The 22,678-nt window shown below is 70.8% G+C and carries 23 protein-coding genes; 10 read left to right on the forward strand and 13 right to left on the reverse strand.

Features of this window, described 5'->3' with window-relative positions; translation table 11 throughout:
* Positions 1-43 precede the first annotated feature (43 nt).
* The 5 genes from JOE48_RS04610 to JOE48_RS04630 form a co-directional block, all read right to left on the reverse strand.
* A complete protein-coding gene (locus JOE48_RS04610; protein WP_210028277.1) occupies positions 44-1,291 on the reverse strand; it encodes a hypothetical protein in 1,248 nt (415 codons plus the stop codon).
* A 281-nt stretch (positions 1,292-1,572) separates the two neighbouring features.
* Positions 1,573-2,793: a hypothetical protein gene (locus JOE48_RS04615; protein WP_210028280.1), complete on the reverse strand. Its 1,221-nt coding sequence runs from the start codon at positions 2,791-2,793 to the stop codon at positions 1,573-1,575.
* Between the two features lie 170 nt (positions 2,794-2,963).
* On the reverse strand, positions 2,964-3,989 hold the full coding sequence (locus JOE48_RS04620) for an Hsp33 family molecular chaperone (protein WP_210028290.1): 1,026 nt from the start codon (positions 3,987-3,989) through the stop codon (positions 2,964-2,966).
* A gap of 304 nt (positions 3,990-4,293) precedes the next feature.
* Positions 4,294-5,274, reverse strand: coding sequence for an ornithine carbamoyltransferase (argF, locus tag JOE48_RS04625; protein ID WP_210028292.1), 981 nt, complete (start codon positions 5,272-5,274; stop codon positions 4,294-4,296).
* A 168-nt stretch (positions 5,275-5,442) separates the two neighbouring features.
* Entirely contained in the window at positions 5,443-6,633 is a 1,191-nt protein-coding gene (locus JOE48_RS04630; RefSeq protein ID WP_210028295.1) for an aspartate aminotransferase family protein, read from the reverse strand.
* 273 nt (positions 6,634-6,906) lie between these two features.
* On the opposite strand from JOE48_RS04630, the gene JOE48_RS04635 reads away from it, so the two are divergent.
* From JOE48_RS04635 to JOE48_RS04655, 5 genes are all read left to right on the forward strand, one after another.
* Positions 6,907-7,380 (forward strand): RidA family protein, encoded by a 474-nt coding sequence (locus tag JOE48_RS04635; protein WP_210028297.1) that lies wholly within the window; start codon positions 6,907-6,909, stop codon positions 7,378-7,380.
* Positions 7,381-7,382: 2 nt separating this feature from the next.
* A complete protein-coding gene (locus JOE48_RS04640; RefSeq protein ID WP_210028299.1) occupies positions 7,383-8,132 on the forward strand; it encodes a glycerophosphodiester phosphodiesterase family protein in 750 nt (249 codons plus the stop codon).
* Positions 8,129-8,530 (forward strand): lysozyme inhibitor LprI family protein, encoded by a 402-nt coding sequence (locus JOE48_RS04645; RefSeq protein ID WP_312893072.1) that lies wholly within the window; start codon positions 8,129-8,131, stop codon positions 8,528-8,530. Before JOE48_RS04640 ends, JOE48_RS04645 begins: the two co-directional genes overlap by 4 nt.
* Before the next feature lie 131 nt (positions 8,531-8,661).
* Positions 8,662-9,945: a GNAT family N-acetyltransferase gene (locus tag JOE48_RS04650; protein WP_210028307.1), complete on the forward strand. Its 1,284-nt coding sequence runs from the start codon at positions 8,662-8,664 to the stop codon at positions 9,943-9,945.
* A complete protein-coding gene (locus JOE48_RS04655; protein ID WP_210028309.1) occupies positions 9,942-11,102 on the forward strand; it encodes a M20 aminoacylase family protein in 1,161 nt (386 codons plus the stop codon). Before JOE48_RS04650 ends, JOE48_RS04655 begins: the two co-directional genes overlap by 4 nt.
* A gap of 27 nt (positions 11,103-11,129) precedes the next feature.
* Here the strand turns inward: JOE48_RS04655 and JOE48_RS04660 are convergent, their stop codons facing one another.
* The 3 genes from JOE48_RS04660 to modC form a co-directional block, all read right to left on the reverse strand.
* Positions 11,130-11,678 carry a TetR/AcrR family transcriptional regulator gene (locus JOE48_RS04660; protein ID WP_210028311.1) on the reverse strand — a complete coding sequence of 183 codons (549 nt, stop codon included), beginning with the start codon at positions 11,676-11,678 and terminating at the stop codon, positions 11,130-11,132.
* A gap of 5 nt (positions 11,679-11,683) precedes the next feature.
* Positions 11,684-12,151: a nuclear transport factor 2 family protein gene (locus tag JOE48_RS04665; RefSeq protein ID WP_210028313.1), complete on the reverse strand. Its 468-nt coding sequence runs from the start codon at positions 12,149-12,151 to the stop codon at positions 11,684-11,686.
* Between the two features lie 318 nt (positions 12,152-12,469).
* Positions 12,470-13,573 (reverse strand): molybdenum ABC transporter ATP-binding protein, encoded by a 1,104-nt coding sequence (modC, locus tag JOE48_RS04670; RefSeq protein ID WP_210028320.1) that lies wholly within the window; start codon positions 13,571-13,573, stop codon positions 12,470-12,472.
* A 62-nt stretch (positions 13,574-13,635) separates the two neighbouring features.
* Here modC and JOE48_RS04675 point away from each other — a divergent pair, with 62 nt between their 5' ends.
* A complete protein-coding gene (locus JOE48_RS04675; RefSeq protein WP_210028322.1) occupies positions 13,636-14,292 on the forward strand; it encodes a glutathione S-transferase in 657 nt (218 codons plus the stop codon).
* A gap of 271 nt (positions 14,293-14,563) precedes the next feature.
* Here JOE48_RS04675 and modB read toward each other — a convergent pair whose 3' ends face one another.
* The 4 genes from modB to JOE48_RS04695 form a co-directional block, all read right to left on the reverse strand.
* Positions 14,564-15,256, reverse strand: coding sequence for a molybdate ABC transporter permease subunit (modB, locus tag JOE48_RS04680; protein ID WP_210028324.1), 693 nt, complete (start codon positions 15,254-15,256; stop codon positions 14,564-14,566).
* 15 nt (positions 15,257-15,271) lie between these two features.
* Positions 15,272-16,087: a molybdate ABC transporter substrate-binding protein gene (modA, locus tag JOE48_RS04685; protein WP_210028326.1), complete on the reverse strand. Its 816-nt coding sequence runs from the start codon at positions 16,085-16,087 to the stop codon at positions 15,272-15,274.
* Between the two features lie 111 nt (positions 16,088-16,198).
* Positions 16,199-16,396, reverse strand: coding sequence for a hypothetical protein (locus JOE48_RS04690; RefSeq protein WP_210028328.1), 198 nt, complete (start codon positions 16,394-16,396; stop codon positions 16,199-16,201).
* A 178-nt stretch (positions 16,397-16,574) separates the two neighbouring features.
* Positions 16,575-16,718 carry a hypothetical protein gene (locus tag JOE48_RS04695; RefSeq protein ID WP_210028330.1) on the reverse strand — a complete coding sequence of 48 codons (144 nt, stop codon included), beginning with the start codon at positions 16,716-16,718 and terminating at the stop codon, positions 16,575-16,577.
* 269 nt (positions 16,719-16,987) lie between these two features.
* On the opposite strand from JOE48_RS04695, the gene JOE48_RS04700 reads away from it, so the two are divergent.
* Both JOE48_RS04700 and rmf read left to right on the forward strand, forming a co-directional pair.
* Positions 16,988-17,908 carry a 50S ribosomal protein L11 methyltransferase gene (locus JOE48_RS04700; protein WP_210028332.1) on the forward strand — a complete coding sequence of 307 codons (921 nt, stop codon included), beginning with the start codon at positions 16,988-16,990 and terminating at the stop codon, positions 17,906-17,908.
* Between the two features lie 30 nt (positions 17,909-17,938).
* A complete protein-coding gene (gene rmf / locus JOE48_RS30115) occupies positions 17,939-18,127 on the forward strand; it encodes a ribosome modulation factor (protein WP_245252710.1) in 189 nt (62 codons plus the stop codon).
* Between the two features lie 20 nt (positions 18,128-18,147).
* Here rmf and JOE48_RS04705 read toward each other — a convergent pair whose 3' ends face one another.
* Positions 18,148-18,414 (reverse strand): hypothetical protein, encoded by a 267-nt coding sequence (locus JOE48_RS04705; RefSeq protein WP_210028333.1) that lies wholly within the window; start codon positions 18,412-18,414, stop codon positions 18,148-18,150.
* Between the two features lie 128 nt (positions 18,415-18,542).
* Between JOE48_RS04705 and JOE48_RS04710 the strand changes: the two genes are divergently transcribed.
* Entirely contained in the window at positions 18,543-20,381 is a 1,839-nt protein-coding gene (locus JOE48_RS04710; RefSeq protein ID WP_210028334.1) for an aminopeptidase P family protein, read from the forward strand.
* A 120-nt stretch (positions 20,382-20,501) separates the two neighbouring features.
* On the forward strand, positions 20,502-22,670 hold the full coding sequence (locus JOE48_RS04715; protein ID WP_210028335.1) for a protein-disulfide reductase DsbD: 2,169 nt from the start codon (positions 20,502-20,504) through the stop codon (positions 22,668-22,670).
* Positions 22,671-22,678 lie beyond the last annotated feature (8 nt).

Consider the following 22,678-nt stretch of genomic DNA (forward strand, 5'->3'; position numbering starts at 1 on the left):
GCGCGGCGACGGCGCCTGTCGGGCCGCGGTCCAAACAGGGGTGTCAGTGGACGAGGGCGCCCGTCTCCGTGAACCGGGCCAGCCGCTCGAGCAGCGGCGCCACCATCACCCGGTCGAGCTGCGGCAGCAGTCCGCTCCGCGCATGCGCGACGTTGGCCTCGGCCTGCTCCCGTGCCCGGCGGTGCCAGGCGGTGCGGTCGCGCTTGCAGTCGGCCCAGGCCCGCTCGATCGATCGGAACACCCGCGGCAGGCGCTCGGCCGGATCGGTGACCAGATCGTAGTCATGATCGACAAGGCTGCCGAAGGTGTGGAAGCCCAGTTCCGACAGCCGCGCGACGGCCCGGGGCGCGCCGACCATCACGAAGGGCAGCCCGGTCGCGGCGGCCTTGAGCGACTTCTCCGTGACGCGCTCGACCCCACCCTCGAAGAAGTCGGTCTCCGAGATGACGGTAAGGTCGCAATCCGAGTAGGCCCGGGTGTCCAGGGTCATCACCATGTCGGTGCCGCCGGCGGGAGGATCGATCCGCCGGGCCTGCCGGGGGATCCAGGCGCCGACATCGGCGAGCAAAGGCCCGAAGGCGGCCTCGATCTCCGGCGGGGCGTGGAAGACGTTGATGCCGCCGGCTTTCGGGTTGTCCTCCCCGATGCCGTGAAACGAGATCAGTCCGTCCCGGTCCATGCCGTTGAGCTGGAACCAGCGGTACAGCAGGACCCGGTGCCAACGCAGGGCCGCGTTCTGGCAGAGGAAGCGCGCGGGCCCGAGATTCCGGGCGAAGGGCGCGTAGCCGGTGCGGTCGAGCGGATGCTGCGGGAACAGCCGCGGGCCCGTCTCCGCGTCGAGCCAGAGGGCGACCTGCAGTGGGAAGAACTCGAAGGTCCAGAAGCGCAGCCCCTCGCCGTAGAGCCCCTCGTAATCCAGGCGCAGCATCCTGTTCTGCGAGACGAGGATGACCCGGTCGCGGGGGATCCCGAGCCCGTCGAGGTTGCGATGCAGCGCCTCGAAGGTCGGGGCGTGGAGCCCCGGGCCCTCGTTCGAGAGGTCGAGGAGGAGCGCCGCGCGTCCAGCGCGCAGATTCTCGGCATCGCCCGGCTGCAGCAGCTCCAGCCGCCCGTTCGCCTCGGGGAAACCCAGGCGGACGAAATCGAGGACGGGCAGGCAGAGCACGTGGTTCGCCTCGCCCGGATCGGCCGTGACGGTGGCGCGCTTCCCCATCCAGCCGAGGGCCGCCGACAGGAAATGGCCGGCTTCGCCCCGCGGGACGAGGAGAATCTCGGAGGTGAGTTGGCTCATCGTGACGCCCGGGCGGCCGGTTCGGAGGCGGGCCACCGCGCCGGTGCCGCGCGGAGCCGGATAAAGACTCCAGGCCGATGCGTCGAGATCGGGCCCCCATTGGTTCAGAGGGACCGCGTGTGAGGTCCGGGCGGTGGGCAACCCGCAGGTCCCGGGTGGTCCGTCTGTCCGGGCCGTCATACCGGGATTTCACAAGCGGAGCCCGGAATTAATCTCCCCGATATGCAAGGCGGTCGGGAGGGGCCGCCGAGGCCCCACCCGACCGCTTATTCCGGTCTGACTCAGTTGCGGCCGGTACCCGTCTGGCCACCCGAGCGGCCGGCGCCCTGGGCGCCGCCCATGTTTCCGCCGCTCATGTTTCCGCCGCTCATGCCGCCACGCTCGGCGCCGCCCGTCCGGCCGCCCTCGTTGCCGCCAGCCTTCATGCCACCCTGCTGACCGCCGCGATCCGAAGCGTTGCGGATGCCGTCCTGCTGGCCGCCGCGCATGTCGCTGTTGCGCATGCCGTCGGTCTTGCGATCCTGGCCGGCCGTGCGGTCCATCCCGCGATCCTGGCCGCGGTCCATACGACCCTCGTTGCGACCATCCTGCCGGCCCTCGTTGCGCGACGCGTTGCGGATGCCGTCCCGCCCGCCGTGCTTGTCGAAGCGCGCGCCGGCGCGCTGCTCGGAGCGGAAGCTGGCGCTGACGGTGCCGCCGCCGCCGCTCAGGCGCCGGTACTCGTCGGAGCCGTAGCGCACGCGCTGACCGCGGATCGTGACGAATCGGTCCTCCTGCACCGTGACGAGCCTCCGATACTCGGGCGAGCCGTACCGGACTCGGTGACCGCGGACGACCACATAGCGCTCACGCGGGCCAGTCTCGCGGACGCTGACGAGGCGCTTGTACTCGGGCGAGCCGTAGAGCACGCGCTGGCCGCGGATGACGACGTAGCGCTCGCGCGGGCCGCGGTTCTCGGTGACGATCAGGCGGCGATATTCCGGCGAGCCGTAGACGACTCGGCGGCCGCCGATGAACACGAAGCGGCCCTCGCGGCGGAAGCCGCCCTCGACCCGCTCCGAACGCACATCGGTCCGGCCGCGGACATCGGCGCGGTCGCCGCGATGATCGCCGCGCTCGTTGCGCTCCGCGCGCGCGCCGTTGCGGTCACCGCGCGCCGCATGATCACCGTTGCGGTCACCCCGCTCGTTGCGCTCGGCGCGGTCGCCGTCGCGGTCCCCGCGCTCTGCACCGGCACGACCGCGGTCCTGGGCCATCCGGCCCTCGCCGCCCGCGTCCCGGTTCTGCGCGGAGCGGCCTGCCTCGGCGCCACCCCGGTCGGATCCGGCTTGGCTTCCGGTCTGCGGGCCGCCGCGGTCACCGCCGCCAGCCTTCATGCCGGACTCCGCTCCGCCCTGGCCGCCGCGGCCGTTCATCCCGGCGCCGCCCTGGCCGCCGCCCTGTTGCGCATAGGCCGAGGTGCTGATCAGCAGCGCGGCCAGACCGATGGACAATTTCCGCATGGGAATTCCTCCGATGTTGAATCTGCCACGCAACGTCGAAGGTCCGGAAACGGTTCTGGTCTGGCTCCTTAAAAATTCGCGCAACGAATACGGGTATTAGCGCGTTACGCGGACAAAGCTTGGCCGTGGGCGCGGGGCGATTGCTTCGCGCCCACGGCCAAGTTCGCTCTCTACTGCTTAGGCTGCTCCGCGATCTCGGCCTCGACCTCCAGAGGGTCGAGGTCGTACCGCCGAGAGCAGAATTCGCAGGTGATGACGATCCGCCCGTCATCCGCCACCATGTCGTGCCGCTCCTGCGGCGAGAACGAACGGATCATGCCCATCACCCGCTCGCGGGAGCAGCGGCAGGTCTCGTGCACCGACTGACGCTCGAAGACCCGCACCCCCCGCTCATGGAACAGCCTGTAGAGCAGGCGCTCGCTCGAGACGTTGGGATCGACCAGTTCGTGATCCTCGATCGTGGCGACCAGGGAGCGGGCCTCGACCCAGGCATCGTCCTCGGGCGCGGTGCCCGAGAGATGCGCATGCCCCTCCGGGATGTCGCCCGGCGGCAGGTCGGCGAGCCGGGCGCGGTCGATCGATTGCGGCAGGAACTGCACGAGCAGGCCGCCGGCCCGCCAGCGGCCTGCCACCTCCTCCACGGCCTCCGCGACGGCGAGGCGCACCTGCGTGGGGATCTGCTCGGACTGGCGGAAATACTGGTGGGCGGCCTCCTCCAAGCTCTGGCCTTCCAGAGCGACCACACCCTGGTAACGGCTGGCCGCCGTGCCCTGGTCGATCGTCATGGCAAGATGACCCGTGCCGATCAGCTCGGAGTCCTTGAGCGGGCCGGAGCCCAGGGCCGCGACGCGCTCCGGATCGAACCGGGCGGTGGCGCGCAGGCGGTCGGGCGCCTCGAAATCGACCACGATCATCGCCACCGGGCCGTCGGTCTTGGTCTGAAGCTGGAACCGGCCCTCGAATTTCAGCGAGGAGCCGAGCAGCACCGTCAGCGCCGCCGCCTCGCCGAGCAGCCGGGCGACCGGATCTGGATAGCCGTGGCGGCGCAGGATCGTGTCCACGGAGTCGCCGAGCCGGACCACGCGCCCGCGCACGTCCAGGGCCTCCACGGCGAAGGGCAGGACGGCGTCGTCCTCCCCCGCGTGGCCGTTTCCGGCCGTCTGGAGCTGTGGCTGAGTTTGCGTTCCTGAGGTCATACCCGCTCCGATCGATGCGTCCGGCGCCCGCGGCGCCCTGCTCCCGGATCAGGCGGCCGTCCCGACAGGGCGCGGCTTCGTTCTCCGCACGGGCGGGCGGGGTGAGGCGATGTCCTTGGCGGAGCGACCGAATCCCTCACCCCGCCCGGCCCGTGCGGGAAAGACGGCGCTGCGCGCCACATCCGTCGCCGGGATGACCGCCTGGCGGCAGCCGTGATGGGGAGGCGGACGGCGTGTGCCACCCGCTGCCGCCTATATGGGGCGCCGGCCTCACGAGCGCGAGGCCGGACGAGACCCGCTCGGATCAGAGGCCACCCGCGCCCAGGCACCACGCCAGAATGCCCTTCTGGGCGTGCAGACGGTTCTCGGCCTCATCGAACACGACGGAACGCGGGCCGTCCATGACCTCGGCCGTCACCTCCTCGCCGCGATGGGCCGGCAGGCAGTGCATGAAGATCGCGTCCCGGTTGGCCGCGGCCATCAGCTTGGCGTTGACCTGATAGGGGCTGAGCAGGTTGTGGCGGTGGGCCTCGTCGTCGTCGCCCATGGACACCCAGCAATCGGTCACCACCGCATCCGCGCCGTCCACGGCCGCGAAGGCGTTCGTGGTGACGTTGAGGTCGGCGCCCTCCTGCTTGGCCCAGGCGAGCAGCGCGGGCGGCGGTGCGAGCTCGGGCGGGCTCGCCACGTTGAGCGTGAAGTCGAGGCGCGCTGCCGCGTGGACCCAGCTGGCCAGCACGTTGTTGGAATCGCCCGACCACGCCACGGTGCGGCCCTTGATCGGTCCGCGATGCTCCTCGAAAGTCAGCACGTCCGCCATGATCTGGCAGGGATGCGAGACCTTGGTCAGCGCATTGATCACCGGCACAGTGGCGTACTCGGCAAGTTCCAGCATCTGGCCGTGGTCGAGGATGCGGATCATGATCGCGTCGACGAAGCGGGACAGCACTTGCGCGGTATCGCCGATCGTCTCGCCGCGGCCGAGCTGCATCTCCGAGCCGGTGAGCATCAGGGTCTCACCGCCGAGTTCGCGCATCGCCACGTCGAACGAGACGCGGGTCCGGGTCGAGGGCCGGTCGAACACCATCGCCAGGGTCTTGCCCGTGAGCGGCCGCTCGGTCGCCTGCTCGCCCTTGCGGCGGCGCGCTTTGATGGCGGCGCTGGCATCGAGGACCCGGCGTAGCTCCGCCCCGGAGAAATCCTTGAGGTCGAGGAAATGGCGAGGGCCGGCACCGTTCAGGTGCGGGGCTGGGGCCTGTGCCCGGCCGTCAATCTGGGCTTTCATCGCGTCACGTTACCTAGAGTCTGCTCAACGATCACCTGATCATGAACCGCACTCTACCTCCTGGCAGGGGCGTCTCCGTCCGGCGCGGCGGGATTGCGCGCGCCCGGGAACGCTTCGAGCCGCCCCCCGCGATGCGGAGGACGGTGTTCTGAAACCCGAACTCTGACCTTACTCGGCGGCTCCGCGCACGGCCTCGAAGCCGGATGCCGCCGCGTCGAGCCGCCGGACGGCCTCATCGATTTCGGCGTCGCCGATGGTGAGCGGTGGCAGGAGGCGGACGATGTTGTCGCCCGCCGGAATCACCAGGAGATGCGCGTCCCGGGCCGCGGCTGCGAAGTCGGTATTCGGCACGCCGAGCTTGAGGCCGAGCATCAGCCCCTCGCCGCGGATCTCCTCGAAGACGTGCGGGTGCCGGTCGCGCAGGGCCGCAAGCTTCTGCTTGAGAATCAGGCCCGACCGGGCGACGCGCTCCAGGAAGACCTCTTCCAGGACGACGTCGAGCACGGCGTTGCCCACCGCCATGGCGAGCGGGTTTCCGCCGAAGGTGGTGCCGTGCGTGCCGGCGGTCATGCCACGGGCGGCCTCGCGGGTCGCGAGACAGGCGCCGAGCGGGAAGCCGCCGCCGATTCCCTTCGCCACGCTCATGATGTCCGGGGTGATGCCGGACCATTCATGGGCGAACAGGCGTCCGGTGCGGCCGACGCCGGTCTGGACCTCGTCCATGATCAGCAGCAGGCCCTGAGCGTCGCAGATCTCGCGGAGCCGGCGTAGATCCGCATGGGGGATCTCCCGCACGCCGCCCTCGCCCTGGATCGGCTCGATCATCAGCGCGGCCGTTTCGGGGCCGATCACCGCCTCGAGCGCCGCCCAGTCGCCGGCCGGAACCTGATCGAAGCCCTCGACCTTGGGCCCGAAGCCCTCGATGTATTTCTGCTGGCCGCCGGCCGCGAGGGTCGCGAGCGTGCGACCGTGGAAGGCGCCCGCGAAGGTGACGATCCGGTAGCGCTCGGGCTGGCCGCCGGTGGCGTGATACTTCCGGGCGATCTTGATCGCCGCCTCGTTGGCCTCAGCCCCCGAGTTGCAGAAGAACACCACATCCGCGAAGGTCGCGTCGACCAGGCGCTGCCCGAGGCGCTCGCCGCCGGGAATCTGGAAAAGGTTCGAGGTGTGCCAGATCTTGGCCGCCTGCTCGGTCAAGGCATTGACCAAATGCGGGTGGGCATGGCCGAGTCCGTTGACTGCGATCCCGGCGCCGAAGTCGAGATATCGCTCGCCGCCCTCCGTCACGAGCCACGCGCCCTCGCCGCGCTCGAAGGCGAGCGGCGCGCGGACGTAGGTCGGCAGAAGGGCTGACGTCACGGGTCCCATCTCCGTTTCTCGCTAAAATCGTGGAGCAAGCATTAGCCGGCTCCAAATGAAAGTGCCGCCTCAGGGATGGGCGGCACGCGCGCGATTACTATGAAAGAGGCTGGCCCTGTCAACGTTTCAATGTTCGCCGGGTACGCGCGGCAGCTCTGCGCGAGGCCGTCGAAGCGCCGATCGCCCGATCGTTCGGCCGGTCTTTTTCCTTGCGCGGCGGGGGGCGGCCATGCTCCAGCCTCGGGCGGATTTCGGTCAGCGAGGGAGATCGCGATGAGCACGGTCAAGGAACGCCTGGAGGCTCTGGGCCTTGCCCTGCCGAAGGCGGCGGCGCCGGTGGCGAACTACGTGCCTTTCGTGCGCACGGGCACACTTGTGGTGATCTCCGGCCAGATCTGCTTCGGCACGGACGGCAAGCTCGCTTCCGAACACACGGGCAAGGTCGGCGGCAACGTTTCGGCCGAGGCCGGCAAGGCGGCCGCCCGGCTCTGTGCCCTCAACGTGCTCGCCCAACTCGAGGCCGCGGTGGGCGACCTCGACCGCGCGGTGGTCCAGTGCGTGCGGCTCGGCGGCTTCATCAATGCCACCCCGGGCTTCTCGGCGGTGGCCGGTGTCATGAACGGCGCCTCCGACCTGATGGTCGAGCTGCTCGGCGATCGCGGGCGCCACGCCCGCTCGACCGTCGGCGTGGCGGAGCTGCCCCTCGACGCCGCCGTCGAGGTCGAGGCGATGTTCGAGGTGCGGTAGAAGTGGCCGCGCCCGACTGGCTCGTCGCACGACCGATCGCCCATCGCGGGCTGCATGACCGGGCGGCGGGCCGGCCGGAGAACACCCTGGCGGCCGCCCGGGCGGCGGTAGCCGGCGGCTTCGCCATCGAGTGCGACGTGCAGCTGAGTGCCGACGGCGAGGCGATGGTGTTCCACGACGCCGCCCTAGGGCGGCTGACAGAGGCGAGCGAATCGGTCGCGTCGAAATCCGCGGCCGAGCTCGGGCGCCTCGGGATTGCCGGCACCGCCGAGACGATGCCGACGCTGCCGGCCTTCCTGGCGGCGGTGAACGGCGCCGTTCCCGTGGTGATCGAGGTCAAGTCCCGCTACGACGGTGACCTGCGGCTCGCCACCCGCGCCGCCGAAGTCGTTGCGGCCTGCAAGGGTCCGGTGGCGCTGAAATCCTTCGATCCGCAGGTGGTTGCGGTCCTGCGAGACCTCTGCCCGCCGGCGATCCCGCGCGGGATCGTGGCGGAGACCACGCAGGACGATCCGATCTACGCGGCGCTCCCGCCGAGCGCCCGCCTGGCTTTGTCCAACCTCCTGCACTTCGCCGAGACCCGGCCGGATTTCCTGTCCTGGCGCGTCGACGACCTGCCCTGCGCACCGACCTATCTGTGCCGGTTGCTCGGCCGGATCCCGGTGATGACCTGGACGGTCCGGACCGAGGACCAGCGTGCCCGTGCGGGCCAGCATGCCGACCAGATGGTGTTCGAAGGGTTCGTGCCGTGAAGCGAACGCTGTCCGGCGGCCTAACCGCGCTCCTGATCGCCGCCGGACCGGCCCGGGCGGCCGACCCTTGCGCCGGCGCGAACCAGATGGATCTGAACGCCTGCGCCGGGGCCGCTTACGACCGCGCGGATGCGGCGATGAACCAGGCCTATACCCGGCTGATGAAGCAGATCGGCCCCAAGGCGAAGGATGGGTTGCGCGCGGTCCAGAAGGCGTGGCTGCCATTCCGGGACGCGAGCTGCGCCCTGGAGGCGATGGGCGTCGCGGGCGGCTCCATGCAGCCTCAGGTCCAGGCGGAGTGCCTGGCTCGGGTCACAACCGCGCGAACCGCGATGCTGAACGGGTATCTGGCCTGCAAAGAGGGCGACGTCACCTGCGTCGGCCGGTTCGGCGAGTGAGGCGCCCGGGCTCCGTCGCCGGCCAGAGCATGTCAAAGCAGTTTCGTTAGGCGCCCGGTTGAAAGGCTGCCATGGCCGCCGCGCGCATCCGTCCGCTTGCTCCGCTCCGGACACCGGCTAGACTCGCGCCCATGAAGCAAGCACCCGGGCCGATGCCGGAGACCCCGACGCTCACCGTGCGGGCACTGCCCGGATTGAAGGACATCGGCGCGGCGGAATGGGATGCCTGTGCCTTCTCCCCAGAGACCCTGGCGGCCGGCGACGAGACCCATAACCCCTTCGTGTCGCATGCTTTCCTGTCGGCGCTGGAGGATTCGGGCTGCGTGTCCCGCAGGACCGGCTGGCTGCCGCTCCACGTCTCCGTGGAGCGTGACGGGGCGCGCCTCGGCGTGGTGCCCTGCTATCTGAAAACGCACAGCCAGGGCGAGTACGTGTTCGACCATGGCTGGGCCGATGCCTACGAGCGGGCCGGCGGCGAATACTACCCCAAGCTCCAGGTGAGCGTGCCGTTCACCCCGGTGACCGGCCCGCGCTTCCTGATCGCCCCGGGCGCCGATCCCGACGTGGCCACCGCCGGCCTCGTCGCGGGCTTGCGGGCCCTGCGGGCTGAGACCAAGGCGTCCTCGATCCACGTCACCTTCATGCGCGAGGCCGAGTGGGACCGGGCCGGCGCAGCCGGCTTCCTTCAGCGCACCGACCAGCAGTTCCACTGGCAGAACGACGGCTATGCGAGCTTCGACGATTTCCTTGCCGTCCTGGCCTCGCGCAAGCGCAAGACCATCCGCAAGGAGCGCCGCGACGCGCTCGCACCCGGCATCACCGTGGAGCACCTCACCGGCGCGGACATCACCGAAGCCCACTGGGATGCGTTCTACGCCTTCTACGTGGACACGGGCTCCCGCAAATGGGGGCGGCCCTACCTCAATCGCCGGTTCTTCTCGCTCCTGTCGGAGCGGATGGCCGACCGCGTGCTGCTGGTGATGGCCAAGCGCGCAGGGGCCTACATCGCCGGCGCGATCAATCTGATCGGCAACACGGCGCTCTACGGGCGCAACTGGGGCTGCAGCGAGGATCACCCCTTCCTGCACTTCGAGGTCTGCTACTATCAGGCGATCGATTTCGCGATTGCCCGCGGTCTGAAGCGTGTCGAAGCGGGCGCCCAGGGGGAGCACAAGCTCGCCCGCGGCTACCGGCCGGTCCTGATGCACTCGGCGCACGACATCGCCGACCCGGCCTTGCGCCGCGCGGTGGCCGATTACTTGCAGCGGGAGCGCGCCCACGTCGCCGAGGCGGTGGACGTCCTCGACACGCTCACGCCGTTCCGGCGTATGGATGCGGGCGGCGCCTGCGACGGCGCGGCGCGTCCCGAGGCATCGCCTCCCAAGACAATCCCCCCCGAAGGTCCCGAGACATGAGCCCGATCGACCGCATCAAGACTTATGCCGACGAGCTGACGGCCCTGCGCCGCGATCTGCACGCCCACCCGGAACTCGGCTTCGAGGAGGTGCGGACCGCCGGCATCGTGGCCGACCTTCTGGAGACCTTCGGCTGCGAGGTGCATCGGGGCGTCGGCGGAACCGGGGTGGTGGGCCTGCTCAAGGGCCGCACCGACAACGGAAAGCGCATCGGCCTGCGCGCCGACATGGACGCCCTGCCCATCGAGGAGGAGACCAACCTCCCCTACCGCTCGACCTATGCCGGCAAGATGCACGCCTGCGGCCATGACGGACACACCACGATGCTGGTCGGTGCGGCGCGCTACCTCGCCGAGACCCGCGACTTCGACGGTACGGCGGTGTTCGTGTTCCAGCCGGCCGAGGAGGGGCGCGGCGGCGCCCGGGCCATGCTGAAGGACGGGCTGTTCGAGCGCTTCCCCTGCGACGAGATCTACGGGCTGCACAACCAGCCCGGCGGCGGCCACGGCATGATCAAGCTGCGGCCTGGACCGATCATGGCGGCGGCCGACTTCTTCGACATCCATATCCGCGGCAAGGGCATCCACGCGGCTCAGCCGCATCGCGGCGTCGACCCGATCATCATCGCCACCGGGCTTGCCCAGGCGCTCCAGTCGATCGTCTCGCGCAACGCCGACCCGCTGAAGTCGATCGTGCTGTCGATCACCCGGATCGAGGCGGGCTCCGCCTACAACGTGATCCCGGAGACGGCGCATCTCGCCGGCACTATCCGCACCTTCGACAAGGAGATCCGGGACCTCGCCGGTACCCGCATGCGCGAACTGGCAGCGGGCTTCGCCGCCGCCTACGGGGCCGAGGTCACCGTCGACCTGCAGGACGTGTTCTCCGTCCTGGAGAACGCCCCCGAGCAGGCGGCGGCGGCCACGGAGGTCGCCACCGAGCTGTTGGGCGCCGAAAAGGTCGAGGCGAACGTCGTGCCCAAGATGGGCAGCGAGGACTTCGCCGACATGACCATGGCGGTGCCCGGCGCCTATGTCTGGCTCGGCGCCAACGCCGGCCCGGGCCTGCACAATGCCGGCTACAACTTCGACGATTCGATCATTCCGATCGGCAGCGCCTTCCTGGCCCGGATGGTCGAGCGACGGACGGCCGCCTGAGCCGCAGACGCAGGGTCGCCGCGGCGCTCAGATCGCGGCGACCCTGGCCCTCAAGGCGGTCATCGCCCGGGTGAAGAGCGCGGGCTCGCCGAGGGCCCTGGCCAGGACGATCGCCCCTTGGATCTGGGCGACGACCTCCTCCGCCAGGGCGACGCTCGCCGCGTCGTTCCGGCCCGCTCGCTTCAGGGCGTCGGCCAGCGCCGCCACCCAGCGCACGAAGTAGCTTTGCACCGCCCCGGCGAAGCGCTCCCGCTCCGAGCCGAGCGCCACGACGCCCACGAGGCAGACCCGCCGACCGGAGCGGAAATACGCTTCCACGGCGTCGAACATGCCCGACACCGCCTCGGCCGGTCGTTCCGCCTCGCGAAGCGGCGCGTACAGGTTGGCCTCGAACCACCCGTCGATCTCGGCCAGCACGCAGGCCGCCATCTCGGCCTTCCCGCCGGGGAAGAGGTGATACAGGCTGCCCTTGCCCAAACCGGTCGCCCGGCTGATCAGCGACAGGCTGGCGCCCTCGTAGCCATGCTCGCGGAAAACCTCCGCCAGCACGGGGAGCAGCCCGGCCCGGCCGGTCACGGCCGTCAGAGGCCGAGGTCGCTGAGGCCCGGATGATCGTCGGGGCGGCGGCCCAGCGGCCAGTGAAATTTCCGCTCGGATTCCATGATCGACAGGTCGTTGATGCTGGCGATCCGCCGCCGCATCAGCCCGTGCGCGTCGAACTCCCAGTTCTCGTTGCCGTAGGACCGGAACCACCGGCCCTCGGCATCATGCCACTCGTAGGCGAAGCGCGCGGCGATCCGGTCGCCGCCGAAGGTCCAGACCTCCTTGATCAGCCGGTATTCCAGCTCCCGTTCCCACTTGTGCTGGAGGAACGCCACGATGGCCTCACGGCCTGTGAGGAACTCGCTGCGATTCCGCCAGACGCTGTCCGGCGTGTAGGCGAGCGAGACCCGCTCCGGGTCGCGCCCGTTCCAGGCATCCTCCGCCATGCGGGCCTTCTGGACCGCGGTTTCGGCAGTGAAGGGCGGAAATGGGGGGCGGTCCGACATCGTGCTGGTCCATGCGCATGTTTGTACCGATCGGTACAAACATGATCCGATTCGACTGCGCGCGTCAAATGGTTCGCCCTGTCGGGTGGTTTGGTGCCGTGCGTGTCGACAGGCCGGCGGAACGGTGCGAATCTCAAACCTGTCGTGCCGCGGACCAACGCGCGCCGAGACCGGAGGGGGGCCATGTCGCCGGAAATACGGGAGTCGCGCGCCGCTCTCATCCTGCTGGCGGCTTCGGTCGGTGCGGTCTTGATCTTCGGCGCCTTCACGCTGCTGACGCAGCTCGGTTAGACCGGGATCGGTCGGCGCGGCTTTCATTCAGATCGCGACGGGAGCCTTCAGCGTGCCGATCCCCGCGGGATCGAAAGCCACGCTCTTGATGATTGCGTAGATGGGGCTGTTCGGCACGAGGCCGAGCTCGCGGACGGCTGCTGTGGTCAGGCGCGCGGCGAGCGGCGCCCCGCTGCAGTCGATCTCCACCAGGATCTCCGTGCCGGACGGCGTCAGGCCGCTGACACGGCCCGTGAGGATGTTGCGCGCGCTGAGTCCCCGGGGCCGCTCGGTGGCGACCAGCACGTCGCGCGCGGGGATCCGGATCCGCAGCCGCGTGCCGGGCGGCCGCGACAGCCCCGGCACCAGCAACTGCCCGGCGGTCCCAGTCAGGCGCGTCAGGCCGGTCTCCGGATCCTGATCCGCGACGACCATGTCGAGCAGGGCGCCGGCCTCGGCCTCGTGGATCGGCACGAGGTCGGCCCGGCGGAGGATCGCCTCCGCCGGGCCGGCGGCGGCCACGCGTCCTGCCTCCAGCACGACCACCGTGGTGGCGAGCCGTGCCACTTCCGAGACGGCGTGGCTGACATAGACGATCGGCACCCCGGCCTCGTCGCGCAGGCGCTCGATATAGGGCAGGATCTCGGCCTTTCGGGCCTCGTCCAGCGCCGCCAGCGGCTCGTCCATCAGCAGAAGGCGGGGCCGGGCAAGCAGCGCCCGCCCGATCGCCACCCTCTGGCGCTCGCCCCCCGAGAGGCCAGCCGGCCGTCGGTCGAGCAGAGGGCCGATGCCGAGCATCTCGGTCACCGACGCGAAGGCCGCCGGATCAGGCCGGTGCCGCGCGAAGACGCGGCCGTAGCCGAGATTCGACCGGACGCTCAGATGCGGGAACAGCCGTGCATCCTGGAAGACGACGCCCACGCGGCGTCGATGCGGCGGCAGGAACAATCCGGCGGCGGTATCGACCAGCGCGGCGCCGTCGACCACGATCCGGCCCCGGTCCGGCCGGGCGAGCCCGGCGATCAGGTCGATCAGCGTCGTCTTTCCCGAGCCCGAGCGCCCGAACAGGGCGGTGAGCCCCGGCCCGGCCGCGAAGGCGGTTTCGAGGGCGAATGCCCCGCGCCGAAGCTGGACGTCGACCTGGATGCTCACGCGGAGCGACTCGCGTAACAGGGGGCGCGGCGCGCTCCGGCGCCGGTCCGGACGCGCGCGCCATGATCACGGTCCACCATCTCGAGAACAGCCGCTCGCAGCGCGTGCTCTGGCTCCTGGAGGAACTCGGCCTGCCCTACCGGGTGCAGCGCTACGCCCGCGACCCCCGGACCCTGCGCGCCCCGCCGGAGCTCGTCGCCGTGCATCCGCTGGGCAAGTCGCCGGTGATCACGGAAGACGGGACGGTGGTTGCCGAGACAGGGGCAATCGTCGCGCACCTCACTGCTAGGACCGGCGGCGCGCTGGTGCCCGCCCCGGGGACGGAGGCGCATGCGCGCTACGTCTACTGGCTGCACTACGCCGAAGGGTCCGCGATGCCGCCGCTTCTGCTCAAGCTGATCTTCTCCCGCTTGGCCCCCGGCAGCCCGTGGCTGCTCCGTCCCCTGGTGAGCCGGATCGCCGGGCGCGTGCTCCAGGGTTTCGTCGATCCGGACCTGCGCCGGCACGCGGCCTACTGGGAGGCGGAGCTCGCCGGCCGGCCCTTTTTCTGCGGCACGGATTTCACCGCCGCCGACATCATGATGAGCTTCCCGCTGGAGGCCTTCGGGGCGCGCGGCACGGGGGCCGGGCCGCAGGTCCAGGCGTGGCTCGCGCGCATCCATGACCGCCCGGCCTACCAGAGGGCGCTGCGGGCGGGTGGTCCCTACGCGTATGCCTGAGCCGGTGGCAGCATGCGCGATCAACGCGTGTCCGATCGTCAGGCCGGAGCGCGGCTGGTGAGACCGGAACCCCGATGCACCGTCATCGCTGAGCCGTGGCGCGTCGGCGGGTCTGGATCCTGGGCTCCGCGCCGCGGCCCCGGGATGACGGAGGGCGGCAGCCGGGCCCACAATCGGCCGAAGGACGGCGTCGCGGAGAATCCGCCTCTCAGACATACGTTCGCTGCTTCGGGTCAGGACCTTCGACGGGGAGTGGATCGATGCCGTCATATCAGCCCGCTCCCAACCGCCGTGCCGCGCGGGCCGCCAGGAACTCGGACACGAGCAGCGCTGTCACCGACAGGACGATCGAGATCAGGGTGAGGCGCAGGGCCGGCCCCTCGCCGCCGGGAACCTGCGTCAGCGTGTAGATCGCCGACGGCAGCGTCTGTGTCTCGCCTGGGATGTTGGACACGAAGGTGATGGTCGCGCCGAATTCGCCCATCGCCTTGGCGAAGGCCAGAACCGCCCCCGCAATGCAGCCGGGCAGACTCAGCGGCACGGTGACCGTCAGGAACACCGCGAACGGGCTCGCGCCCAGAGTTGCGGCTGCCTGCTCCAGCCGCCGGTCCACTGCCTCGATCGACAGGCGCATGGCCCGCACCATCAGGGGAAACCCCATGATGGCGCAGGCCAGCGCCGCCCCGGTCCAGCGGAAGGAGAAGACGAGGCCGATCTCGGCGAGCGCATGGCCGAACAGGCCGCGCCGGCCGAAGGTCAGCAGCAGCAGGTAGCCGGTCACCACGGGAGGCAGGATCAGCGGCAGGTGGACCAGCCCGTCGAGGAGCGCGCGGCCGGGGAACCGGCGTCGGGCCAGCACCCACGCCACAGCGAGGCCCGGACCCAGGCTCGCGAGCGTCGCCACCGCCGCCACCCGCAGGCTCAGGGCGACGGCATTCCATTCCTCCGGGGTCAGGCCGAGCACGGTTGCGCGGCGTCGCTACCGGCCGGCGCTCTGCGCCGCGATGACCGTGAAGCCCTGGCGCTCGAAGGCGCCCCGAGCCCCCGGGCCGCGCAGAAAGGTCAGCAGGACGGCGGCGTCCGGGTTGTGCGAGTCCTTGAGCAGGGCGGCGGGATAGACGATCGGCGGATGGCTGTCGGACGGGAAGGTCGCCAGGACGTGGACGCTCGGATCGGCGGCTGCGTCCGTGGCGTAGACGATGCCGAGCGGAGCCTCGCCGCGAGCGACGAGCAGCAGGGCGGCGCGCACGTTCTCGGCCTGCGCGACCTGCCCCTTCACGGCATCCCAGGCCCCGAGCTTCTCGAGGGCGGCCTTGCCGTACTTGCCGGCCGGGACAGCATCGATCGTCGCCATGGCGAGCTTCCCGCCGCCGAGCAGATGCGTCAGCGTGGTCCCGAGACTTGGTGCCAGGGCGATCTGCGGGTCCGAGCCCAGGTTCCTGGGGCCGGGAGCGATCAACACCAGCGCGTTGCGCAGGAGGTCGAAGCGGGAATCCGGCTTCAGCAGCCCCGCCGTCTCGACGTAATCCATCCAGGCCCTATCCGCCGAGATGAACAGGTCCGCCGGGGCGCCCGCCTCGACCTGCTTGGCCAGGGCATTTGAGCCCGCGTAGGAGATCCGAGCGGTCTTACCGGTTTCCCTAGTCCAGGCGGCCGAAGCCTCGTCCAGCGCGTTCTTCAGGCTCGCGGCGGCAAACACCACGACGGGCCCGCTCGCGCGCGCCGGCCGGGCCGCAGGACCGAGCGCCAGCGTGCCGATGACGAGCGCGGAAACAATCCGTCGGGTCAGGCGCATGCGGTGCGTATCCCTGTCGCACCCCGTTATATCCAGCCGGGTACGACGGGGACCATAGAGGGCCCCGATGGTGCGGCCAAGGGCGGCCGCCCAGGCTGCCGGCATGCCGGCTCAACCGTGATGCGGCTCGGTACGATCCTTCGGGGTCGCTTCGGCGCGATGCAGCCGGCTCAGCAGAACGAGAAGTTGACCCGGCAGCGGCCCGTCCGGCGCCGGGCCGCCGAAGATCCGCTCGCGCGGCCTGGCCGGCACGGACGCATCGTTGACGACCACGGGCCCGCGGGTGCCGGAACGCCTGGACTTGGTCACGCTGTACGCATCCTGCTCAATCGTGATTCACGGAAAAAGCCGGCAAAAACGTCGGTCCGGGCAGCGGGTTCCTCGGTCCTGCGACGTCCCTGTGGTTAACGCGCGAACATGTTGCCGCATTCCCGGGCACCCACGGTCGCGAATCGTAACCATCTGACCGGGCGCTTGGGCCCAGCCCTCACCAAGTCCGGATGTCGCGGCGCTCGGCCGGCTCGGCCTCGGCTAGGCTGGTCATGTCGGCCGCCACAAGCAACGCCCAGAGTGTCGCCGCACCGGAGGTGACCAACGCGACGGCGAAGCTGATGAGGAAAGGCGAGGTCATGGGCGTCGTGTCATCTGCCAAAACTGGCGCGCCGCATCGTGAAAATCGGCGCGCCTGAGTTGAGGGTCTGGCCTTGGGAGGGCCGAAACTGTTTAAGCACACGGAATGGCCATGAGCACTGATTTAGCTGCGTGAACCCACAAGTATTGCCGGCTGTGTCCGGCTGGCAACAAGCGGCTGTCGCCTCAGGGTAGCCGGCACGGCAGGCGTCGAATTTTTTGGCGTCCGGCTCTGGGCTGCGGCGCGTCCCGGCGTTACAGCCCAGGACCATGCTCGAAGGCTTGCCGCCCCACCGCCCGTCCCACGTCCTGCGCCTGCTGACCGACGAACGCTCGGCCCGGGCCATGACCGATCTGCTGGGCGAGATGTTCGACCCGACCGAGACCGCGGTCGCGGCCTTCGAGGATGAGGACGGACGCACGTGGCGGCTCGAAGCCTATTTCGCCAACGAGCCCGACGAGGACTACGTCCGCGCCCTGATCCGGCCGGTGATCGGCGACGCGGCCGACGCGGCGGAATTCCGCACGCTCGCGCAACAGGACTGGGTACGTGCCTCGCTCGAGGGGCTCAAGCCCGTCCGTGCCGGACGCTTCGTCGTGCACGGCTCGCATGACCGCGACACGGTGCGGGCGAACGACCTGCCGATCGAGATCGAGGCGGCCCTGGCCTTCGGCACGGGCCATCACGGGACGACGCTGGGCTGCCTCCGCGCGCTGGTCTCCGAGCTGAAGCGACGGCGTCCGGCCAACGTCTTGGACGTCGGCACGGGCACCGGCATCCTCGCCTTCGCCGCCGCCAAGGCCTTGCGGCAGCCCGTGGTGGCGGGCGACCTCGACGCCGAGGCGGTGCGCACCGCGCGCGAGAACGCCCGGGCCAACGGCCTCGGGCCCTATCTCAAGCTCTACCAGGGTCCGGGGGTGCGCCATCACCTCGCGGCCCGTCCGCGTCACTTCGACCTGGTCTTCGCCAACATCCTGGCACGCCCCCTGCGGCTGCTTGCCCCGACCCTGGCGGCGGTGGTCGCCCCGGGAGGCGTGCTGGTCCTGTCGGGCCTGATCGAGCGCGATGTGTCCGGCGTGCTCTCGGCCTATCGGGCCCAGGGCTTCTCGCTGGTGCGCCGCGGCCGGATCGAGGGCTGGGTCGCCCTCGTCCTAATGCGTGGCGGTGCGGCCAGGCGCCCGCGGCGCTGAACCGGAAAGGCCGCGCCGCGTTTTCCCGGCATGAGCCAGACGTCGCTCCATAACCCACCGTCGGACCCGATCACGGAAGGTGCCCGCGCGCGAGCCCAGGGCCGACCGAAGGACGCCTGCCCCTACCCGACGCGTTCGGCGGCGCGCACGGCCTGGCTCGAGGGCTATGACGGCGCGCCGGTCGATCGCGCGCCCGATCTGCCGGTCAGAAACGGCTGATCGGAACCGCGCTGCAGATTCTACTGCCGCGCCGTGCGCAGGTGTCCAAGGGAGGCCGGTCCCTGCGGTTGCAGGTCGGGCTGAGATGCCGGTTCGACCCCATGCGCCTGCGCCACCGGCGCACCGAGCGCCGCCATCAGAACGCGCAGGCCTTCGATCCATTCCTCGACTTCGGCGAGTGACTCAAAGCCGTCGCGGCGGACCACGGTATCCGGCTCGATCGTCACGACGGCGTCGAAGCGGCCGTCCGCTCTGTCGCTGATCCGGTAATAAACGCGGCGTGGCATGCCTGATGAATAAGCCAAATCCGGCTGCGTGATAAGATTGCTCGCGATTTTTAATCACGAGATAAGGATGTGCCGCGTCGATTGCTGCGCGGTTGCGAGCCGGGTCCGGCGGGCGCTAGGCTCGTCCCATGACCGACCTCGACCCGACCGCATCGCGCCGGCGCTTCCAGACCTTCGACGATCCGAGCCACCGCAAGGGGCCCGAGCGGATCGAGGCCCTGCGGGCCGGCCTCCGGGAGACCGGGCTCGACGGCTTCGTCGTGCCGCGGGGCGACGAGCATCAGTCGGAATATGTCCCTGCCGACGCCGAGCGCCTCGCGTGGCTGACCGGCTTCACAGGCTCGGCCGGCACCGCCGTGATCCTGATCGAATCCGCCGCGCTGGTGGTGGACGGCCGCTATACCTTGCAGGCGCCCGAGCAGGTCGAGACCGGCCTCGTCACGGTCGTGCCGCTCGCCGAAACCACGGCCGAAGGCTGGATCGCGTCCAACCTCAAGCGGGATCAGGTACTCGGCTACGATCCCTGGCTGCACACGCCCGACGGGCTCGCCCGGCTGGAGCGCGCAGTCACGAAGGCCGGCGGCACGGTGCGGGCCGTGCCGAACCTCGTCGACGCGGTCTGGGCCGGACGCCCCAAGCCGGCCGCCGGGGCGGTGGTCGTCCAGCCGGACGCGCTCGCGGGCGAGACGGCCGCCGACAAGCTCGCCCGGGTCCGCGCGGCCCTCAAGGAGGGCGGGTGCGACGCCCTCGTGATCTCCGACCCGCACAATCTCGCCTGGGCGTTCAACCTGCGCGGTTCCGATGTCGGGCATACGCCGCTCGCGCTCGGCTACGCGATCCTGCCGCGCGAGGGCGCGGCGCGGCTGTTCCTGGTCTCTCCGAACGTCGATCCGGCCCTTCGCGCGGCGCTGGCCCCCATCGCGGGGATCCTGCCCCGCGCGGAACTCGACGACGGGCTGGCCTCCCTGGCCGGCGCGCGCGTCCGACTGGATGCCGCGACCGGGGCGGTCGCCCTGAAGGAGAAGATCGAGGCGGCCGGCGGTACCGCCGATGTCGGGAAGGACCCGATCACCGCAATGAAGGCGGTCAAGAACACCGCCGAGATCGCGGGCGCGCGCGCCGCCCATGTCCGCGACGGGGCGAGCGTCGTGCGCTTCCTGGCCTGGCTCGACGCGGCGGCCGCATCCGGCGGCGTCACGGAGATCGCCGCGGTCGAGGCGCTGGAGGATTTCCGCGCCGCCGGCGGCGACCTGCGCGATGTGTCGTTCCCGACGATCTCGGGCTCCGGCCCGAACGGGGCGATCGTCCACTACCGGGTCACCCGCGCCAGCGACCGGACGGTCCGGCCCGGCGAGCTGTTCCTGATCGATTCCGGCGCGCAATACCCGGACGGCACCACCGACATCACCCGGACGGTCGCGGTGGGCGAGCCGAGTGCCGAGATGCGCGACCGCTTCACCCGGGTCCTCAAGGGCCATATCGCCATCGCGCGCGCGGTGTTCCCGACCGGGACGACCGGGGCCCAGATCGACGCCTTCGCCCGGGCACCGCTCTGGCAGGCGGGGCTCGACTTCGATCACGGCACCGGCCACGGGGTCGGCGCCTTCCTGTCGGTGCACGAGGGGCCGCAGCGGATCGCCAAGACCGGCACGGTGCCGCTGGAGGCCGGGATGATCCTATCGAACGAGCCCGGCTATTACGCGAGCGGCGCCTACGGCATCCGGATCGAGAATCTCGTGCTGGTCGAGCCCCGTACGATCCCCGGGGGCGAGCGGCCGATGCTCGGCTTCGAGACCCTGACGCTGGCCCCCTACGACCGGCGGCTGATCCAGCCGGATCTGCTCGACCCGGGAGAGCGCGCCTGGATCGACGCCTATCAGGCGCGGGTTCGCGAGACCCTGGCGCCCGGCCTCGACGCCGAGGCGCGCGCCTGGCTGGAGCGTGCCACTGCGCCGCTCCCGGCCTGACGTCGCGACATGCCGCCCTGGGGGCCTTCCGTGCTAAGCGGTGCGACCACGGAATAGCCCGCGCCGGGCTGAATATCGCCGCGCGTGAAACCGCTCCGGCCCTGCGCGCGAAGGGACAGCATGATCCGTCGCCTTGCCTTCCTGATCCTGGCTCTGGCCGCAGGCCTCACGGCGGCGGCGGCGCAGGGCCCGCAGTCGAGCTTCCGCACGCCACCGGACCTCGTGCGGTCGAGCCTGGTGGCCGAGCCCGGCGCGGTGGCGGGTGCGCAGCCCTTCACCCTCGCCGTGCGCATGGCGGTGAAGCCCGGCTGGCACGTCTACTGGCGCAATCCGGGCGATTCCGGCCTGCCGCCGGAGGTGACCTGGACCCTGCCGGCGGGGTTCAACGCCGGGGCGATCCGGTGGCCCGCGCCGGAACGCATCCCGATCGCCACGCTGATGAACTACGGCTACGAGGGCGAGGTCACGCTCCTCGTCCCGGTGACCCCGCCGCCGAGCCTCGACCCGGCCGAACCGGTGCGGATCCGGGCCAAGCTCACCTATCTCGTCTGCGAGACCGAGTGCGTGCCGGGCTCCGCCGACCTCGCGCTGACACTGCCGGTGGGCGAGCCCCGGCCCGATCCGGGCAATTCCGCGTTGTTCGCCCGCGCCCGGGCCGCCCTGCCGGTCCCTGCGCTCTGGCCGCTGCATCTCGCGGGTCAGGGCGAGACGCTGCGGCTCGAATTCGCGGCGACCGGCCTCAAGGCGGATTCCATTCGGAACGCCGCATTCTTCCCCTATTCCGAAACGGTGATCGACAACGCCGCCGCGCAGGTGATGTCGGTCGATGAGGCCGGCCTGCATCTCATACTTGTCCGCAGCAGCCCGACCGAGCCGGCGCCGGCCGCGCTTCCGGGTGTCCTGACCCTCGAGGAGGTCACCGATGCGGGTCCCCGCCGGCTCGCCTTCGCGTATGGCGACGAGCCGGTCCTGCCGGTGGCGACCGCCGCCGCGAATCCGGAAGCGCCCGCAGCACGGGCGAACGCACCCGATTTCGACGCGCTGACGCTCGCGACCGCGGCGGCCTTCGCCTTCCTCGGCGGACTGATCCTCAACCTGATGCCCTGTGTCTTCCCGGTCCTGTCGATCAAGGTTCTCGGCCTGATCCGGCATGCCGGCGAGAGCCCGGGCCGCCTCCGCCTCCATGGGCTGGCCTACACCGCCGGAGTGCTGGCAAGCTTCCTGGGCCTCGCAGGTGTCCTGATTGCCCTGAAGGGCGGCGGCGCGGCGATCGGCTGGGGCTTCCAGCTGCAATCGCCGATCGTGGTGGCGGGGCTGGCCTATCTGCTGTTTGCGATGGGCCTCAGCCTGTCGGGAGTCGTCCATGTCGGCGGCCGGCTTGCCGGCCTCGGCGACGGGCTCGCCCGGCGCGCGGGCCTGAGCGGCTCGTTCTTCACGGGCGTGCTCGCGACGCTCGTGGCCACGCCCTGCACGGCGCCGTTCATGGGCTCGGCGGTGGGCTTCGCGCTGACCCAGAGCGCCGGCGTGGCGTTCGCGGTGTTCGCGAGCCTCGGCCTCGGACTCGCCCTGCCCTTCCTGGCGCTGACCCTCTGGCCGCCGGCCCTGCGGGCGCTGCCGCGGCCCGGCGCCTGGATGGAGATCCTCAAGCAGATCCTGGCCTTCCCGGTCTACGCGACCGTGGCTTGGCTGATCTGGGTGCTGGCGCAGCAGGTCGATCCGCGCGGGCTGCTGGCAGCGCTGATCGGGCTGGTGCTGGTCGCCTTCGCCGCCTGGGCGTGGGAGCGCGGACGTGCCGCCGCACCCCGTGCCGGTCGGATCGCCCAGGCCGCCGCAATCCTCGCGATCATCGCCGTCGCGGCCCTTGCGGTGACCCTCCCGCAGGACCGCCCGGTCCCGTCGGCGCAGGCCGCCGCCGACGGGATCGAGCCGTTCACGCAGGCGCGCCTCGACTCGCTGGTGAGTGCCCGCCGCCCGGTCTTCATCGACATGACGGCGGCGTGGTGCATCACCTGTGCGGTGAACGAGGCGACCTCGCTCAACACCAAGGCCGTGCGGGCCGCGATGGCCGAGCGCGGCGTGACCTACATGAAGGGCGACTGGACCAACCAGAATCCCGAGATCACCCGCCTGTTGGAGAAGTACGGGCGCAGCGGCGTGCCGCTCTACCTTCTCTATGCCGGCACCGGAGAGCCCCAGGTTCTCCCGCAAATCCTCACGGAAGGGACGGTTCTGGCGGCGCTGGACGCGGTTCCGGCCGCGTCCGGCCGGAGTGCGGCGCTGGCACGCTAAGATCTTTA

The sequence above is a fragment of the Methylobacterium sp. PvR107 genome (assembly GCF_017833295.1).
GTDB lineage: Bacteria > Pseudomonadota > Alphaproteobacteria > Rhizobiales > Beijerinckiaceae > Methylobacterium.